Source organism: Mucilaginibacter sp. P4_E8 (genome assembly GCF_056401495.1).
This window is the reverse complement of sequence record NZ_JBFUJG010000003.1, coordinates 39,481-57,655: the sequence shown is the minus strand read 5'-3', so window position 1 is coordinate 57,655 and position 18,175 is coordinate 39,481. Positions and strand designations below refer to the sequence as shown.

The following is an 18,175-nucleotide window of genomic DNA, read 5'->3' as shown; positions in this document are numbered from 1 at the left end:
ATACCGTTTGATTAATTTTTATTTTGTACGGCTTATGCCTAATGTTTTCCATGTCTTAGTAAGCTGTGCATATTCTGTCGGGAAAAGTGTTTTTATTACATCCTGCCCGAAATCTGTTCCGGCTAACTTCAAAGTGGGCACCATCTTCTGCGCTGAAGCCTGAGATTGAAGCCTTACATAGATGCCATTTTCGTTAAGCAGGTTAATAGCGTCCCAAAAATTAGTGGCCTTGGAGGATGTGTCTGACGTAAGGGTTTTGGGCAGATCGTAAGGCCGCAGGAATTTTGTCCGGAGGAGAAAAGTCCCCACACCTAATTCCGTTTCCAGGAATTTTTTAAAGGATACAATCGTACCCACACAGCCCAGGCATGGCGAAAAATTGATCCTCAGACTGAACACCGCCTTTCCGCCCACGTCGCCTGTATTACCAGTACTACTTGGCACCCCATAAGTGCTTCGGAATTTGCCGAATGTTTTGCTCACCGCATAAGCTGTCCTGAAGGAAGAGATGTTCCAGTCTTCCGCATGGGGATTGATCTTCAATCCCTTTTGATTTTCCGTGCCTACCTCCGGAAACGACAGCGTCTTAAAGGCAGGGCCGTTCTTCCCGGTTTGGATGGCAACGCCGTTTATCTTCAGAATGGCGATCACCCCGGTTTGGGAAGTAACGTAGCTTTTGCGAATAGCAGGGGTAACTGCCTTTACTCCAGTAGGGTACCAGCTTTTTCTTCCTTTTGTACTCTTTCCGTCCAGGTCGGTCTGCTTTGCTTTCTTCCTCACTTTTGATTTTGGAAGCTCCCATTCCCGCTTCCGCTTTTTGGTGCGGCCATCCGGGTCATTGTACAATAAAGGATTATTACTTACATAACAGTAAAGGTTAAGCCCATCCTTTTCGCCAACAGGGTCCGCATTCAACCACCTCCCCAGCCAGGAAATGAAATAGCGCGCCCCGTAATAATAAAGTCCGGTACTGTCATCGCATTCTTTCCCCGAATAGCGGTAATCCTTCAGGGATACTTCAAGTTCATTATCGCCGGCAATGATGGCTGTGCCTCCAAATGGAAAATACTCTTCGTAGCTGATAAGCTCACCATCCGCGTCCATTTCCATCGATATTGAGCCATTACTGTTGTCCATCTGGAAGCGTATACTGCGGCTGCCCGTTTTTTCCACTTCCCGTTTCCTGTCGTCCTGTTCCCAGTAATGGATTATGGCCACACAGGTCTTGTCGTCCATAATCCTCAGCGTACGCCGTTCCATCGTTAGGGTAGAGACCCCTTCGGCGACCTGGTAATTCTGCTTTACTTCATAATTACCAATATAGATCTTCCGCGAAATTTCGGTTACTGCGCCTCCCTGCGCCATGCGCTCGTTTACTTTGAGCGTGCGGTCTTCTGCGCTGTCATAAACATAATAATCAGAATCATCGGGTTCCTCGGGCCTCTCGATGATCCCCGCACGCACTAAGTTTTCGCAGCAGTTAAAGGAAAGAGCGACTGTGTTATTAATAGCAATTTGCCGTTGGTTGCCGCAGGCATCGTACTCCACGTCTTTCAGGTGGTTATTGTTGTTGTTTACCGGGGCATCAACCGAGAAGGAAGAACTGGCCGCAGTATGTTGCTTACGTACCAGGTTGCCCGAGTCGTCGTAAGTATAGGTTTCCATATAGTTTTCCAGCGCACTGCCATCACCGGGCGCGGGCAACTGGCTGAAAATGGATTGTTTGAAGCTTTCCTGCGTAATGTTATTCTTATACGTATTTGCATTAATGCCGGGATGCTGCCGCCCCGTTGCACTAATAAGCCTGTAAAGCGCATCATAGGTGTAATCCGACATAGGGTCAACCTGCTGATTTTTATAGAAAACGGTTTGGACGCTGTAATCCCAGCTCCGCGTGAGATTCCCTACCGGATCATAGGTGTAATTGATGTCCTGCACGATCGAATCATTTCCTAACTGCCGTGTGCTTAACAAGCGGCTGAGGAACTGGGTAGTCCATTCATAAGTATATGAAGTCTGTATACCATTGCCGTAGCGGATCTTCTGCCTTTGGCGGTTGGCATCATATTCTATCTGGCTTACTATCTCTTGTTTAAAGTTGTCTTTACTGCTTACCTCAATCCTGTCGAGCAGCCCGGCTATGTTATAGTTGAAACTTGTAACGGAACCATCCGGTGTGCCTTCTGTGAGAAGATCTCCCAAAGCGTCGAATGTAAATGAAAGGTGATATATCTCCGGCTCCAGCTCCACATTGTTTTTCCAATTAGCAGGCGTCTTATAATCCTTCACTACCTGCCGGGAGTTTTTCAGCACATTGCCCCTCATGCTGTACTGCAGGCTAAGGCTGCTGCCGGATAGATCTTTTTGTTCATAAAGCTGGCCACGAAGGTTGGCCGTGTCTGCAGCACTTTGCGCCTCTCCGTAGGTAAACACCTCTACAAGGCTAAAGTCTTCATAATCAATAACCGGCCCGAGATACTCAATCAGCTTGATATTGAGCTTGGTTTTGCGGTCCAGTCTGTCATAAACAATGAGCTGACAATAATTGCGGGCGCTGATAGACCAGCAAAGCTGAGAAAAGATATTATTGAAGAAACGTTCCAATCCAGCATCTGTGCTATCGCTGGAGGCATAGCTTTCTATACCCATGGGATATAGGTATTTAAAGTTATAATAGGCTGTCCCGTTATCAAGGTTTGATTTAAAAAGACGTGGGTCAATAATCAATGTTTTTCTGCCTTGTGTATCCTCTTCTACGAAAGTAGCAAGCTGCTTTCCCCCTTCTTCTGTCTGTATCTCCCGGATACGGCCAGCTGCGTTATCCAGCACATAAATAGCCGGCGTGTTATAAAACCGCGCCGCTTTGTCCAAAGCATTCTTTTCATCCTTCTGCGCCTGCGTGGGGTCGGACGGATAATTTGCCATGAACCATTTGTAATATTCCGAATCAAGCACAGTATCGTCCTCATCGAAATGTGATTCCTCCCAGGCCGTATATTCCACCTTTGTAAAAAAGCCTTTAGGCGTATCCTCACGTACAAGCCGCTGCAATGGGTCGTAATAATAGCGTGCCGGCGGAGGAACAATCCCCTCTTCCGTAATCTCTTTTTGTGTTTCGTAATGCGGGATATTACTGAAATAAGCCAGGTATTGTTCAGCTTCAAGGCCCTTATTGTTATAAACCGTGCGGCCTGATACCAGCCAACGGGTTCCAGTTTCGGCCTGGCGTATTTTACCCTTGCTTCTTAAAAGTGCGCCCTTTCCATCTCTCATGACGGCCGCGCCCTGTTCCACCCGCATTTTATTCTCAATGATCTTGCCCTGGCCATCGCTGAATTCGATCTCGGTGCGGCAACTGAAAGGCGAAGTTCCATCGTTCAGATGATAATAATTATAACGTTGCAGGCTGACCGAATTCGGCGGTTGAGGACTCTGCTGTAGAACAACAGAGCGGTCATACGCATGGAGATCATAAAAGAAAAAGGATAATGCACCTTGTAAATAATATTCAGCGTTATTAACAACATCGTCAAATGTGATGGGGCCTCCATCGCCCGCCTTATCTCTGCGGATGTACTCTGCAGGCAAACCTTCATATTCATATAAGCGCATGGCGCCGCAGGCCTTTCCCTCCTCTTTACCGAAAAGAGAACTGGCGATCACCTTGCCGAAAGGATCGTAAAGTACCTGGCTCACATTATTATTGATGTCGATGATCTGCCAAGGCTGCATTACCTGGTAATCAATCTCCGCGCTTGTTACATTCTCTGTTTTTTCGTCGAGGTACAGCCGGGATTTTATTGCCGCAAGAAAATAAGAATCGTATTCCAGCGTGGAACTTCGGTACAGCTCTGAAGCAGGGCTCACAAATGAATTCTCCACCTTCCAGGGCATAAAGAAGCTATCAGCATCTTTAAAATAATGTTGCACCAATCCCCTGTTCTCATAATATCCACGGGCCTCGTTATAACTATACCCGCCCTGACCCAATATAACATCCTCGCTCAGCCGGTCCCCATAGATTAAATTGATGTTATCCCTGGTGTAAATTTCCTGGGCCTGGTGATGGAGCAACGCCCGGGATGAAATTTCACCTTCGTTTAGCGCTTTGTCCTGGTCTTCGTTCCAGAAATAAGAGGTGCTCCAGCTCAGTTGCGATACATAAGGCCCTGTCCACCCGACGGGTGGATTACCCAGATAGGGCACTATTTCAGTAAAAGCACCGGCCGCCTGTTTACTGATCTCCTCATAGCTGAAATACTTTGCTTTACCAAGATCCAGTCCCAGCAAGTCAAATTCCTGCTGATCATATAAAAGGCCCCGGTACCAGTATGCCTGCTCCTGGCTTGTGTTGATATAAAGACTTGCATTGGCAGTGGCTTTAAGCATTTTCTGTTCCGGGTAGATAGTAACAGATGGTGTTTTTACATCCCTCCGGCCCAGAAATACCGTACAGTTTTTGGTTACTTCGCCGCAAAGCGGATCTACTTCCAGCGTAAACTCCTGCCTGGTATTTGGGTCTGCCGGATTGCGCTCGTAATTATACTGTATGGTTTCCCGGCTATCTATCCTGTATACCCCGTGTGCATGCTCTTCCGCCGCCTGGATCAACTCCACAGTGTAGTTGGATTCTTCGACATAGTAGGGATAAGCAGCTGCGGCAGAGTTATCTAATCCATATATTTCCTGCCTGATCTGCTTATCTCTCAACGCCGCATAAGCCTGCCGGAGCGTAGCCTCCCCGTGCCGATAAACCGCTGCAGTAAAGTGGCTATTGGGGAAATTAAACGCCTCTTTATCCTTGTCGAAATATTCCTCCCCGTACTGTTTAAGTAATGCATCATAGTCAGCATAGGCGCCTGTGAGGTACCAACTGCGCGTGTAAACCGGCGAAATGGAAGTGTACGGCTCTTTACCATTTTCCCCAGGTTCGCAATCCCATGATTCTACGTAACCGAAACCCCTGAAAGCTCTTTCTTGCGGATCATAATATCCATCATGCCAGGCATAGCGGCTAACGCTGCGTATTTCCGATATTTTGTCGTAGGTATTGATCTCCTCCACTACCTGCACCGGGAAGGGAAGCACAGTAGGCCATGGCCGTCCCTTAAGTTTGTCCTGCATCGCATAGCGCGACGAGGTGCTATATTTAATTGTTGTTAGCGTGCCTAAGTGATTTTCAATATTGCATAGCAGATAGGGTTTAATACTTTGTACCCATTCGCCGTTTCCCGCCTGGGTTTCGCCGGCGAAATTATACCAGTACTGTATGGGCACCGGAGTTATCTTTGTGAAGACAAGGCAGGATGTTCCGTTGCCAAGAATATCAGCAAAGTTGATCTGATCGAGCGTGCTGAAAGGGGCGGGCAGATATATTACTATAGGTTTTGAAAAGGAATTGCCTGATTGATTAAGGTAAGCCTGCACCCGGTCGGGATATACATAGACCAGATCTGCCATACCAGAACCGTCAATATCTGTAAAGAAAACGCGTGCAGCATCAAAATCCCCGCCGAAATCCGGCGGATTGCCCAGCGTAACCACTTCGTCAAAATTTCCATATCCCAGCGACGGCCAGCACTGTACCGATTTATTGGCTACCCGCACGCGGTGGGCCATTCCATCTCCAAAGATGTTAGCAAAGCCCACATATTCAACGGGATCTTGCAGGGGATTCGTCGGGATGTTGTTCACGTTCGGTACTATCCTCAAACTTTCATAGCCCTTCTTCCCTTCCGAATTATAAATGCGGATATCTTCAGTTCCAATCAGCAGCAAATCGGATTTCCCGTTACCTCCCAGGTCTGCACTTTCCATTGCAGGATTGGCGTAATCCGTTGGATACTTGTCAAACGGTTGAAATTTTTGCCAGGCAACCCCTCCCTGCAGCTCATAAAACCCGGTCTTATTTCCATCTGCAACTACCAGTTCCATTTCCCCGTTTCCATCTATATCCTGTATAGAGGCGATACCTCCGCCCAGATCCTTGTTCGCCGGAAATTTCGACAGGCTTTCAGGCCTTTTGAACTTTCCCTCTCCTTCCGGTTCCAGGTACATTACAGACTGTCCGTCGGTATAGAGCAATCCCGGTATACCCTCCCCATTCAAATCCACTGGGAAAAATTGCTGCGGACCGAGGAGGCCGGGAATATCATAGCCCCCGCTGGTCATGATCTTGAATTCCGGCCGCTCAGGAGGGTTGAATTCAGACCAGCCAAACTCAAGCGGAGGAAGATCCTGCGTTTCGAATGTGCCCGTTAATGTTTTACGAAATGCCCTCAGTCCTGCTTTCTTCAACTTTGAGATTCCATTAAAGCGAATGGGGTCATACGACTCCCGGTTATCATATTCCAGGATACCGGCCTTAACCAGGAAGGGCGATCCAAGTTCCTCCTCAAAATAATGAAAGAGGAGTATGTTCCGGCAAAGCCTGAAAGTCCTGATCTCGAAGCCACTGCGATAAGAAGAAAAAGGATCAGGGCGGCAGCTCCAATCCTGCACGGGAGTCCATGCTGTCAGGGGATCGTTGATATCGTATTCTCCATAATCAAAGATGATGGCAAAAGCTTGCCCTGTACCGTCCTTTTTTTTATAGTTTCCGTATTCAATGCGATGTATGTAACGCTGCGCTGTAATAGAGCGATTGGTTTCATAAACATCTTTCGGGACATTTTCATCATTCTCCTCTTTATAAGTATAAACGATGCGGTTGCGTTTGGGATCAACAGATTCATCTACTAACCACTCAAAAATCTGGCTGGGATCAGCTGGATTAAATATCCGCGAAGCCGCGCTCCTGCCGAAATAGGATATAACGTTCTCGCGGGAGGTGACCTTCCAGTACTGGTCGTCGCTTTCTTCTTTTTTCCACCGCTCTATCTTTGAAAATGCCGCCTCGATGCGGGGCAGGTACGTGCTCACCTCATAATTTATGCCACCCAAGTTAATGTTATACGGGTTAGGGTTGTCAGCCGCGCTTTTTTTCAATACAAGTTCACCTTGACCGCTCATTGTAAACCCATCGAACCCGTCATAGCGGGGAATTCTTTTCTCGGTATTAAGAGAAATTCTTGGTAGCGAAAGAGAGAAACCAAGGCCGAATTCAGTATTGCCTGCACCTGAACTATAGTCGAGATTGACCTCAAGCTCAAAACCCCGTGCAGGTGTTACAGGAAAAGGAATGGAATAAGAGCCCGTACCACTGAATATATTGGCTTTGTAAGCATCGCCCATGCTGCGCATACCCCCACCGCCTTTTGGCAGGTTGATCTCATTATAGGAGACTTGTTTCATTTTTCCCGCTGGGTTCGCAGAGTTATCGTTCATAGCTGTCAAATGATAAGGATCTACCATGGTAGGTGCTGGCAGATGGCATTCTGAAGAAATGGGTAAAGGGTTATAGCGCGCTAACCCACAACAAGTGTCCTGGGAAAGGCATTCCAAATACATCGTTCCATTGCTGTCGCTGGCCAGAGATCCCCTCAAAGTCAGTCATGTTGCCCGGAGGGTTGAACATTTTTAATTTCATGTGAATAAGGTTGGTTTATCTAGGTTTGATAAAAGGAATACTTTAGTTAAAGCTATTTTTAATTATTAATAAATGCAGTAGGTATTTTCACGGTATTTTTTAAGCTAAAAACAGCTTATTTTAAAAAGCATTGACATTCAAAAATCAATCACCCGGTTTACCTGGAAGCCATCACCCGGGGTTTTCGGCAAATCTTATCCTGCTCGCTCACCCCTGGCATATTCATATTGTTACAATGATTAAGCACTATGTTTTATACCTTGTACCAGTAAATCCATCTCAACATGTTATTTAAGATCAAAGTATTTTGCAGTAGCATACTGTTATCGCTGAGCGCGCTGCTTTCAGCTGCGCAGCAAATAAATTATCCTCCCGCAAATCAGGTGGCGGCTGATTTTAAAAAGCTGCTGGAGCGGCCGCGCGTTCCGCTAAACCCCGCCTTCGAAGTAATCAAAACAGATTCGGCTATCATCGAGCATGGTTTTATTTACAGCGAAAAGAGCGAACGGGTACCCATCCTGATTTACAAACCGGTTACGGGAGCAAAAGCATACCCCGCCGTTATTTTTTTACACGGCACAGGCGGTAAAAAGGAGGACAACAAAAAGATCCTGTACCAGCTGGTTAAAAGAGGCATTATGGGCGTTTCTATTGACGCCCGCTTTCATGGAGAACGGGTTGCCGGCGGCGCGCATGGTTCAAAGGAATATGTGGCAGCGGCAACCGCCGCCTGGGAAAATAAAGACAAAACCCGCCAAACCCACCCCTTTTTGTTCGACACCGCGTTTGACCTATGGCGGGTGACCGATTACCTGGTCAGCAGGCCTGATGTCGATCCCAATCGCCTGGGCATGGGCGGCATCTCCATGGGCGGTATAGAAACATGGCTTGCCGCATCAACAGATCAGCGGATCAAAGTGATCGTGCTGGATATTTCGGTACAAAGCTTTAAATGGTCGTTAGATAACGATAAATGGCAGGGACGTGCCGGTACGATCAAGGGTGCACATCTGCAGGCCGCTAAAGATCTGGGCGATTCGGCCTTAAACAAACGGAACGTAAAGGCAGTATGGGATAAATTGCTGCCCCATATTACCGGGGAATTTGACTGTCCGTCATTACTGCGGCTGATGGCACCACGGGCCCTGCTGGTTGTCGGCACCGAAAACGATCCAAATTGTCCACTGCCCGGCGCAAACATCGCTTACGCATCAGCCATGCAGGCTTACACCTCCAAAAACGCGAACAACAAAATCAGTCGTGATATAACCCCAAAACTATTCCATACCTCCACGCCCGAACATTTTAAAATGACACTGGATTGGTTTAGCAAATGGCTGTAGTTGCTGGCTTTTGCGGCTTGCACTCAGAATTGGCGGGCTCTCTTTGTTCAGGCTGAATTTGTCTTGACTGCTTTGGAGGTGCTTGTTGCGTTATAAAATAGGCACCTGTGGAAGGGAGGGTTGGAATGGAAACCGCATTAGTAATCCTTGGCCAGATACGGGTTGTTTTGGTTATGCGCGGTTCGTCTGTGGCATAAGTCGCCTGAAGTATCTTTTCTTGTTTTTCTGCGCCGATATCGACGGTTTCTTTGGATCGTTCAAAGGCTAAAAAAGAAAGGGCAAGCGATGAAAAATCAAGCTTGCCCAGTTAGGTGCGCCCACCTGGGCTACACTTATATCTCTATTTTGCACTGAATATCAATCACTTACAAGGTTCACAAAAAGCCTGGTGGCCGTTTTGGGCGTTCCCAGCCATAACAATATTCTTGCGATGTTATAGGGATTAAAGGATTCCTGCATTTTGAAACCTATCTATTACTCAACTACAGAGCATTTTGAAAACATTCAGTGATTAAGCGACAACATTCTGTAGTCCAGACACATTGCCTCCAACTGGTATCAACACCTTTGCTTCGGCACATCCCGGCTACCTCAGCAGGTTGCATTTCAAGGGGATCGGCTTTTTCGAATGGAAATATGAAGGCTATTAGCTCACCGAAGCCGAAGTCAATGTTCCCTATTAAAAACAGTGATAAGTTACAGTTAAGTAAACGTTGGATAGCTAATCCGGTGTGCAATTGAAAAATACTTTGGTTATCAACTCTTTATCGAAATATTTGTTAGTTGAAAAGGAGCCAAAAGTCAACATGGTAACACTAAACAAAATGAACAAGATCATGAGAATAAAAAATATCAGTAAGAAAATGGGGAGCGCCAAGGCAATAGGCGCTTACGCATTGGGCGCACGGGCAATAGGCGCGGGTGCGACAGGAGCCTTTGCGTTGGGATGCATCGCGATCGGGTCAATTGCTATTGGTGCGTTTTATCTTGGTCGTTTATCTGTTAAAAAGGCCTCGTTTGACGATATGCGTATTGGTAAGCTAACTATTGAGGACCTGGAAATCATAAACAGTAAAATCAATGTTGACGGGTGTGCTGATGGAAAAGAAATCTAAATTGAGGGACCGACAAAAAAGGATGATTTGCTATTAGGATAGCGCTAATGACATTGGTTTTTTAAATTATCTGTACATTGAGGATACGCAGGTATACTGCCTTTCACTGGATAACTACCAAACCATCTGCGCCGGGCTGCAAAAAATGGAGCATTTTTTTGCAGCATAAGGCGAACCGGGGCCTCACGGCTCCCCCACGCGAAAGGTATGAGCAGGTGCCGCGCAAATGTAAACAAGATGACACTCAACCGTAGGGAATTAATAAAGAAAGGCACCATTGCCGTAGCTGCATTTTTAGTACCTTTCGAACCTAATGTCATAAGTTTAATTCTGCAAACAAACCAGATATGAGGATCACTCCATTCAAAGCAGCAGTTCCACAAGATATTTTAGACGATTTGAAATTCCGTTTAAAGCATACGCGATGGCCTGACGAGCTAAGCGGTTCAGGCTGGAGTTATGGCGCCGATCTTTCGTATATGAAAGAGCTGGCAGACTATTGGCAATCCAAATTCGACTGGCGTCAGATAGAGAATAAAATAAATGCTTACCCCAATTTTATTGCCGAAATAGATGGCCGTCAGATTCATTTTATACATATAAAAGGAAAGGGCAAGCAATCTTTGCCATTATTAATCACCCACGGCTGGCCAGGTTCTTTTCTGGAAATGATGAAGCTAATTCCCTTACTTACAGAAGAACCCGATCATTCTTTTGACTTAATTATCCCGTCCGTCCCAGGTTTTGGTTTTTCGGGCAAGATAACGCAGCCGGGCTGTAACAGCACCTATGTTGCCGATCTATGGCATCAGCTAATGACGGGGTTGGGTTATGACAAATATGGTGCGCAAGGCGGCGACATCGGTTCCGGCATCAGTTCCTGGCTGGCGCTCCGGTATCCAACAAATGTTATCGGACTGCATCTTAATTACATTTCCGGCTCCTATAAACCATCCCTGCCTGATGGACAAAAACCGTCGGATGAAGTACTGGCTTTTCAAAAATACGGGGCGGAATGGTCAGCAAAGGAAGGGGCGTATGCTTATGTACACGCTACAAAACCCCTTACGGCAGCTTACGGACTTAATGATTCGCCAATGGGTTTATGTGCCTGGATCGTGGAAAAATTTAATGGATGGAGCGATAGCCAGGGCAATATCGAAAATACGTTCACTAAAGATGAATTGCTTGCAAATGTTACCTTATACTGGGTTACGCAAACGATCCATTCTTCTATGCGGATCTATAATGAAAACAGTAAGAAACCGCTGGCGCTGGAAAAAGGCCAGTTTATCAATGTACCGGTGGCTTTCGCCAAATTCCCCAAAGAATTACCTACTCCGCCACGCGCCTACATAGAGAAGGGATTTAATATACAGCATTGGACAATTATGCCCGCAGGCGGACATTTTGCGGCTGTAGAGCAACCTTTGCTGCTTGCTAATGATATTAAGGATTTTTTTAAAAAACTTTGAATTTTATCGATATCTTCTGAAAAGCGGTCGATGATATGATAACCATTAGATAGCGATGTGCTTCCTTTCAGCTCAAACTCAAAACCTTGACTTTTTAGACCGTACAATACATGCATGATCCAATAATCCTTTTCGATGAGCCCGACCGCCATTCCCATTTCATCCGATTCAATTTGTTCCAGCCCTACCAGGGCTTAATACTGGTAAAATGAACATGGTTTCTGGCTATAACAAAAAGGAAAACTTCGCCAATTTCCTTAATCATATATGGCCGCGTCGACATCGGTATGCAGATCTTTATATTTAGGAATAATTTCTTTATCGATTTTTATAAATCCGTCTGCGGGAAAGAAGACGTAAATGTTGTCTCTGAGTCTCTTTTCACGTTTATTAACCGCAAGAAAGTAATCTTTTTCATATCTCCTCCGACTACAGGTTCGGGGGCAGCTCCACCTTCATTTTTTAATTCAACCAAGTTGTTATAACTATAAATCCTATTTAATAAACTGAATGATAAAGCCTCCTTTAGGAGCCAACACGTACGACCAGGCGGAACTGAGGGAATAGGTTTGCACGTTGAATTCCATTAACTGATCTTTTCCTTCTGATATGAGTCTGAACTTAGAAAATCCCTTGCTCCATTTTTTGAGATCCAGGCTAACAGGCAGTTTGTTGTTGGTACCATTTATACCCACAATATAATGAAGTGCATCTTTTTGCCTGGAAAGCACTATCGACTTCCCTGGCTCAGCTATAATATATTCAGTTTTATCCCAGGTGGCAGGCATCTCTTTCAGCAAATTCTTAACCTGAGCAGGAAGCGAATCAAATACTTCTTTTGAATCTGCAAAATGAATAATGCCGGACGTGTAGATCATAGCCATAGCAAGTTCATGAACCGCGGTGTTCACACGCGGGAACTTTCTCATGGTTAATGCAAAAGGTGTATAGTCGGCAGGTCCGGCCACGTTTCTTGTAAAAGGCAGTACCGTGTTTTGTTCTGCAGCTTTTTCGGGAAATCTCGGCTCATAAAAATAGCTCTCTGTTCCTAATATGGCTTCTGCTGTCATATAATTTGGCCAGGTTCTGTGCCAGCCCCTTGGTACGGTAGTGCCGTGGAGGTTTACCAACAAGTGCTCTTTAGCCGCATCTTCAAAAACCGATTGTATAGCGGCCATTACTTCCTGTCTGTCCGAGCACCAAAAATCTATTTTAACGCCTTTAACACCCATCTGGGCCAGTTGCTTAAATCTTGCTTTTCTTTTTTCCGGATCAAAATATTCTGATGAATAACCCCAAACCAGTGGCTGAATCCCTTTAGAAATAGCATGGTCAATGATCTTTCCGTCTCTATTAGCTTTTTCCCAGCCGGCATCAAAGAGCGTATACTTAAAGCCAAAGGAGGCTGAAAGATCTGTAAATTCATTATAGATCTCTGGCGAATGATCATCCGGATGCGACCACCATGACCATGCAGCCTTACCCGGTTCTATCCACGAAGCATCTTCAATTTTTGAAGGAGATGCCAGATCGGTGATCAAAGTTGACAGCAATATATCTCCGGCCTGATCCCCTATAATAATAGTCCGCCATGGCATAACCCATGGAAGATTTGACTCGGGATAGGCGTGTTCTTTATCGGCTAAAGGAAGGGTATACTTCTCGTCTTTTTCAGCAAATGCAACTTGATAGATTCCGCCTGCAGCATCTGGCTTTAAATGACAGCCAGGGTAGGAACCATCCGTTCCGGATTCCGCAATCAACACCCAGCTTTTATTTTCATTTACGTTGAAAAGAGCAGGCATACACCAACCGACAGAAGGATTGCGTGAGTTAACGATAGGGTCGCCCGAATTTACATTCAGGTAAAAATCTTCATAGCCTGGCGTATATTTGCCAGCCTTATTATACGGCTCCAGCCAGCCTTTTGAATTTTGCACTATACGAAAACCTGTAAGCTCATCTTTAATTGACCGCACATGTTCGTCCCCGTCCTGAAACCGGTAACGAAAAGCCACACCTTCTTTTCCGGCAATCAGGTCCAGTATCATTACTGCTCCTTGTCGATTCTTAAAAGTTATGCTCCTGCTTTCAAGAACATGGTCTACACTTTTATTATTGGCTACCTTCAATTCATATTGTTCTCTCTTTTTTTGAGCGGGTGAAATTTCAACAACTGATAAACCGGATGTAAAATCCTGATCATCGCAATTCAGGCCAAGAGGAGAATCGTCAATTATTGTTTTATTTCGCCGGGTTACTTTATAAGACAGCCTTCCATCTCCGGTTAGCGACAAGGTAATTTTATTCAGGTGATCTTCAGACTGTACGTAGAGCGATTTTGTTTGGGCAAAACAGTTTGCAGTTAAAAAAAATACTTCAAGCGCTATTAAGCTTAAAGAGCAATAAATAAATCTGTTTTTCATATGTCGAGCAGCTTGGATAATACAGCAGTTAAATTAAAACAACTTCTACCATTAAAAAAATGGACAATATGGCTACATCAATGGACTTTATTATCACTGTAAATTTTAAATTGAAATATTGCCGATGACTTATTAAAACATCCTGGACCATTACGGATCTGGCCTATGCTTACAGCAAGGCATCCGGAAAAGCCATCAGTTTCAGCACCGTAGGATGTTATTTAAAAAAGATAGAGATCAGCTTCAGCGGCTTATCAAAATCTGTCATTCATAACAGTGATTATCAGTCATTAGAGGACTGTACAGCGACGATCGACCGGTATTTTAACCTAATCGAAATAGCAACAACGGCTTTAGCGGATTTTAAAAAGTATTGTCCAAATGAATGCGGATTATTGAACGATTTTTGCGTTGCATCGTCTTACCGGCCAAAAGTTCAGTAGAACTATTCATTTACTTAGCAACCCTGTTTGCACTACTTTTTGTATCGATCCGTCGTTATTGAAATGCAGTTCGTCAACACAAACTGAGCGCAGGTTTCCGCGGCCTGAAAGCACACTATTGTGATAAAATGCATACCATTTGCCCTTATATTCCACTACGGAGCCATGACTGGTATCGCAGCCCGTCGGGTCGAGGTATACCCCTCCGTAAGTCCAGGGACCAAGCGGGCTTTTGCTTGTGGCATAATTTAACCTGTTAGCCCCTTTTCCGTCGATGGCGTGATTATCGGCATAGGTCAAATAATAAATGTTGTTTCTTTTAAATACCCAGGTAGCTTCATGAAAATCTTTCAACCCTTCCATTGTTTGTAGCGGTTCCGCTATTTCCGTCATGTTGCCTTTCAGTTTGGTGCCGGCACATCTGCCGCCGCCGCCGTAGTAGAAATAGACCTGGCCATCATCATCAACAAAAACGCAGGGATCGATCATAGAACGGCTATCGTCGCCCAGGTTAAGATACCCCTGCGCTTCAAATCCACCCGCCGGCTGCGTGCTGGTAGCCAAGCCAACTTTCCAGGTTTTATTCCAGTCCGTTCCGCTGGGATGCGGGAAATAGAAATAATATTTACCGTTTTTATAGGCGCAATCAGGAGCCCACATAAAACCACCCTCTTTTCGTCCCCAGGGTACCTGGGTTGCGTTAAGGATCTCACCGTGATCTTTCCAATGCACCATGTCATCTGTAGAAAATACATGGTATTTATCCATCAGGTCACATCCGCGCGGAGGATCGACATCATGGGATGGATATACATATAAGCGCCCGTCACGCCAGACATGTGCGGAAGGGTCGGCCGTGTAGATGTTTCGGATAATGGGATTTTGAGCGCGGGTTGTTAAGGAAAGCAAGAAGGTAATGGATAAGAACAACAAGCTGACAAGCGTTTTTTTCATATAGCAGAGGATGTTATTTAAATTTTGTTTCTACCGCAAATAACAACCCGGCAATTAAAAAAACGTTAATAATCCCTTAACAGGGAAAATAATTGCTGAATACCTATTCGGATTTCAATGATGACGTGTTCGCATAATTTCCCGAGGAAGAAGCATTTTTTTTTAAATAATATTTGCGCAACCAAATGGTTGTATTTATATTTGGCAACCAAATGGTTGTATTATTATGATAGAAAGAAGAGATGTTTTCCAGGCCATTGCAGACCCTACCAGAAGAATGATCATTCAGAAGCTGTCGGCAGGACCGTTAAATATTGCACAGATCGTTGATGACTCTGGCATGACCAGACAGGGAATTGCCAAACACATTAAAGTGCTGAACGAATGCGGTATGATCTCCGTTACCCAGAAAGGCCGGGAGCAGTTTTGTGAAGCCCGGATTGGTCAATTAGATGAAGTTACGGATTGGGTAACTAAATCCCGAAAACTATGGAACCAGCGATTTGAAAAACTCGACAAATTCCTTACAGCAACAAAAAAATAACAGCTATGAACACAGCAAAAAAAGAACTTTTTATTACCCACCTGTTCGACGCTCCCAGGGAAGTCGTATTCCAGGCCTGGACAGATCCTGAGCAACTCAAACACTGGTATGCACCCGATGGATGCAGCATTGATTTTAAGTCAATTGATACGACACAAGGCGGTAACTTTCATTCCTGTATTCATGATCCGGTACACGGCGACTGTTGGATCAAAGGCACTTACCTGGAAATCCTGCCGGATCAGAAACTTGTTTTTACCATGGTGATGTCAGATGAAGGCGGTAATTCCGTAAGTTCAGTTACCGCCGGCAAAACCGAAGACTGGCCTGAGGCGCAAATCACAACAGTCACCTTTGAATCGATTGGCGGGCAAACCAAAGTTTCGATCCATCAAACCGTTTCGGAAGAAGAAGCAAAGAAAACGGGTGCTTATCAAAGCTGGATCAAGATGCTTAATAAGCTCGGTCAACTGCTGCATTAAGAAAATGATCAACATTGTTTGCTTCAACTAAACCCATAAAATGAGAACAACAATCGTATATGCTGTTTTAACAGCGCTGATATTTTCATCGTGCAATAATGCGGACCGGCCAAAGGAAATCAATGGTCAAATGAAACCGGCCGTAAATGACGCTTTAGTTTCCAAAAACGGCTATTCGCAAGTTGGCGGCATCAACATGTATTATGAAATTTATGGAAAAGGCAAGCCACTTGTGCTGATCCACGGTGGTGGTTCTACCATTCAGACCACATTTGGAAGGGTCATCCCCATGCTTGCTAAACACCGGAGAATTATAGCTATGGAGCTGCAAGCCCATGGAAGAACCAGTGACAGGGATAGGGATCTGTCCTTTGAACAGGATGCAGATGATGTTGTGGCACTGTTAAAAAATTTAAAAATCGGCAAAGCTGATTTTTTTGGCTTCAGCAACGGGGGAACAACTGCCGTTCAGATCGCCATCCGTCACCCGGAAATAGTGAATAGAATGATCTTAGGTTCTGCACTCTGCAAACGCAACGGAGTTCCTGCACAGTTTTGGGATTTTATGAAACAGGCGACATTAGCTCATATGCACCAGCAGTTAAAAGATGCTTATAAACAAGTTGCGCCAAACGCAAATGGCCTGCAGGTCATGCACGACAAGGATGTTAAAAGGATGGTGAACTTTAAAGATATACCAAATGAACAGATCAAATCTATTAAAGCCCGGACACTCATCATCATAGCAGACAAAGATGTTATAACACCCGAACACGCTATCCAAATGCAGCGGCTGATCGCAGGCTCAGCATTAGCGATCATCCCTGGCGTACACGGTGAGTACATAGGAGAAATAACAACACTACCATCTCATTCCAAAGAAGCAGGCTATGTTATCCCAATGATTGAAAGTTTCCTTAATCAATCAGAAACAAAGCCATAAGTAAATTGCCCGAATACACGGGTGATGAACTGATCTACATCAAAAAGGCACACCATCATAAACAGTGTACCTTTTTGTATGGTAATTCGACCAAGAAAGTTCCGTTAATTCCGGTGAATATGCAGACCGTTAAACTGCTTTTGGCCGTTCTCATAGGAGGTATTTCCCTTTGCAAATCGTTTATATTTTCCACTGTATTTTTTAAACACATTGTCGGGCTGCTTTTTACCGTTTACGATCAATTCTTCGGCATTAAAGGAAAGATCATGCAGCGCTTCTTCATTGGGTATGATATGATCTGCTACTAAATCGCTGGTCAGCTGTTTTAATACCCGCTGATCTTCTGCGGCCTGTTCCTGATCTTTCCCGGCCTGGATCTGGTCTAAGCGGGCTTGTTCCTGATCTTTTTTGGCTTGCTGCTGGTCGCGGGATGCCTGCTCCTGGTCGCGCTTGGCCTGGTCCTGGTCACGTTGGGCCTCCTCCTGTTCAACTTTAGCATGCGCCTGGTCACGTGCCGCCTGTTCCTGGTCGCGTTTGGCCTGCTGCTGATCCCTGCCGGCTTGTTCCTGGTCGAGCTTAGCCTGTGCCTGATCTTTACAGGCCTGTATCCTGTCTTTCCTGATCTGCTCGCGGATAGCCGCAATAACCGTACTGTACTGGCCCCATTGGGCTGAGGGTATCATTTTACCGTCAACTGTCAAGGCTGTCAGTTTATTGTTTAACAATTCCATCTGGTAGGTTTTACCTTGCCGGTAAGTCTGGATTTTTTCGCGCCCCTTACCATCCTGGGAGTCGTCATTACTGTACGATGCATAGGCTGTTTTTTTTGCCGGTTTCTGCGCGTTTGCTGCGGTTGTTAATGTTAAGGCGGCAAGCAACAGCATACCGCTTTTTAAATAATTGGTTTTCATTTTCTGCTGAT

10 protein-coding genes and 1 pseudogene are annotated in these 18,175 nt (G+C 45.3%); 6 read left to right on the top strand and 5 right to left on the bottom strand.

The annotated features are described in order from the left end of the window. Positions 1–18 precede the first annotated feature (18 nt). On the bottom strand, positions 19–7,326 hold the full coding sequence (locus AC1DRQ_RS02500) for a SpvB/TcaC N-terminal domain-containing protein (protein WP_477422037.1): 7,308 nt from the start codon (positions 7,324–7,326) through the stop codon (positions 19–21). Positions 7,327–7,812: 486 nt separating this feature from the next. Here AC1DRQ_RS02500 and AC1DRQ_RS02495 point away from each other — a divergent pair, with 486 nt between their 5' ends. The 3 genes from AC1DRQ_RS02495 to AC1DRQ_RS02485 all read left to right on the top strand — a co-directional run bounded on the left by AC1DRQ_RS02495 (position 7,813) and on the right by AC1DRQ_RS02485 (position 11,461). Next, on the top strand, positions 7,813–8,871 hold the full coding sequence (locus AC1DRQ_RS02495; protein WP_477422036.1) for an alpha/beta hydrolase family protein: 1,059 nt from the start codon (positions 7,813–7,815) through the stop codon (positions 8,869–8,871). A gap of 836 nt (positions 8,872–9,707) precedes the next feature. Beyond that, a complete protein-coding gene (locus AC1DRQ_RS02490; RefSeq protein WP_477422035.1) occupies positions 9,708–9,986 on the top strand; it encodes a hypothetical protein in 279 nt (92 codons plus the stop codon). A 347-nt stretch (positions 9,987–10,333) separates the two neighbouring features. Next, a complete protein-coding gene (locus tag AC1DRQ_RS02485; protein ID WP_477422034.1) occupies positions 10,334–11,461 on the top strand; it encodes an epoxide hydrolase family protein in 1,128 nt (375 codons plus the stop codon). 14 nt (positions 11,462–11,475) lie between these two features. Here the strand turns inward: AC1DRQ_RS02485 and AC1DRQ_RS02480 are convergent. From AC1DRQ_RS02480 to AC1DRQ_RS02470, 3 genes and pseudogenes are all read right to left on the bottom strand, one after another. After that, positions 11,476–11,577, bottom strand: a pseudogene (locus AC1DRQ_RS02480) (nucleotidyl transferase AbiEii/AbiGii toxin family protein); the annotation flags it as partial. A gap of 378 nt (positions 11,578–11,955) precedes the next feature. After that, positions 11,956–13,887: a glycoside hydrolase family 97 protein gene (locus tag AC1DRQ_RS02475; RefSeq protein ID WP_477422033.1), complete on the bottom strand. Its 1,932-nt coding sequence runs from the start codon at positions 13,885–13,887 to the stop codon at positions 11,956–11,958. A 449-nt stretch (positions 13,888–14,336) separates the two neighbouring features. After that, complete coding sequence (locus AC1DRQ_RS02470) at positions 14,337–15,284, bottom strand: family 43 glycosylhydrolase (RefSeq protein ID WP_477422032.1); 948 nt, start codon at positions 15,282–15,284, stop codon at positions 14,337–14,339. Between the two features lie 226 nt (positions 15,285–15,510). Between AC1DRQ_RS02470 and AC1DRQ_RS02465 the strand changes: the two genes are divergently transcribed. The 3 genes from AC1DRQ_RS02465 to AC1DRQ_RS02455 are packed head-to-tail and all read left to right on the top strand — an operon-like array spanning position 15,511 to position 17,253. Next, complete coding sequence (locus tag AC1DRQ_RS02465) at positions 15,511–15,828, top strand: ArsR/SmtB family transcription factor (RefSeq protein ID WP_429393426.1); 318 nt, start codon at positions 15,511–15,513, stop codon at positions 15,826–15,828. A gap of 5 nt (positions 15,829–15,833) precedes the next feature. Continuing rightward, entirely contained in the window at positions 15,834–16,310 is a 477-nt protein-coding gene (locus AC1DRQ_RS02460; protein ID WP_477422031.1) for an SRPBCC family protein, read from the top strand. Positions 16,311–16,350: 40 nt separating this feature from the next. Then, entirely contained in the window at positions 16,351–17,253 is a 903-nt protein-coding gene (locus tag AC1DRQ_RS02455; RefSeq protein WP_477422030.1) for an alpha/beta fold hydrolase, read from the top strand. Positions 17,254–17,357: 104 nt separating this feature from the next. Here the strand turns inward: AC1DRQ_RS02455 and AC1DRQ_RS02450 are convergent, their stop codons facing one another. Beyond that, complete coding sequence (locus tag AC1DRQ_RS02450) at positions 17,358–18,164, bottom strand: hypothetical protein (protein WP_477422029.1); 807 nt, start codon at positions 18,162–18,164, stop codon at positions 17,358–17,360. Positions 18,165–18,175: the final 11 nt, after the last annotated feature.

Bases quoted from the DNA above. Each gene is read 5' to 3' on its own strand.
- AC1DRQ_RS02465 (WP_429393426.1), top strand. From the start codon at position 15,511: ATGATAGAAAGAAGAGATGTTTTCCAGGCCATTGCAGACCCTACCAGA.
- AC1DRQ_RS02485 (WP_477422034.1), top strand. From the start codon at position 10,334: ATGAGGATCACTCCATTCAAAGCAGCAGTTCCACAAGATATTTTAGAC.
- AC1DRQ_RS02495 (WP_477422036.1), top strand. From the start codon at position 7,813: ATGTTATTTAAGATCAAAGTATTTTGCAGTAGCATACTGTTATCGCTG.
- AC1DRQ_RS02460 (WP_477422031.1), top strand. From the start codon at position 15,834: ATGAACACAGCAAAAAAAGAACTTTTTATTACCCACCTGTTCGACGCT.
- AC1DRQ_RS02455 (WP_477422030.1), top strand. From the start codon at position 16,351: ATGAGAACAACAATCGTATATGCTGTTTTAACAGCGCTGATATTTTCA.
- AC1DRQ_RS02490 (WP_477422035.1), top strand. From the start codon at position 9,708: ATGAGAATAAAAAATATCAGTAAGAAAATGGGGAGCGCCAAGGCAATA.
- AC1DRQ_RS02450 (WP_477422029.1), bottom strand. From the start codon at position 18,164: ATGAAAACCAATTATTTAAAAAGCGGTATGCTGTTGCTTGCCGCCTTA.
- AC1DRQ_RS02470 (WP_477422032.1), bottom strand. From the start codon at position 15,284: ATGAAAAAAACGCTTGTCAGCTTGTTGTTCTTATCCATTACCTTCTTG.
- AC1DRQ_RS02475 (WP_477422033.1), bottom strand. From the start codon at position 13,887: ATGAAAAACAGATTTATTTATTGCTCTTTAAGCTTAATAGCGCTTGAA.
- AC1DRQ_RS02500 (WP_477422037.1), bottom strand. From the start codon at position 7,326: ATGAACGATAACTCTGCGAACCCAGCGGGAAAAATGAAACAAGTCTCC.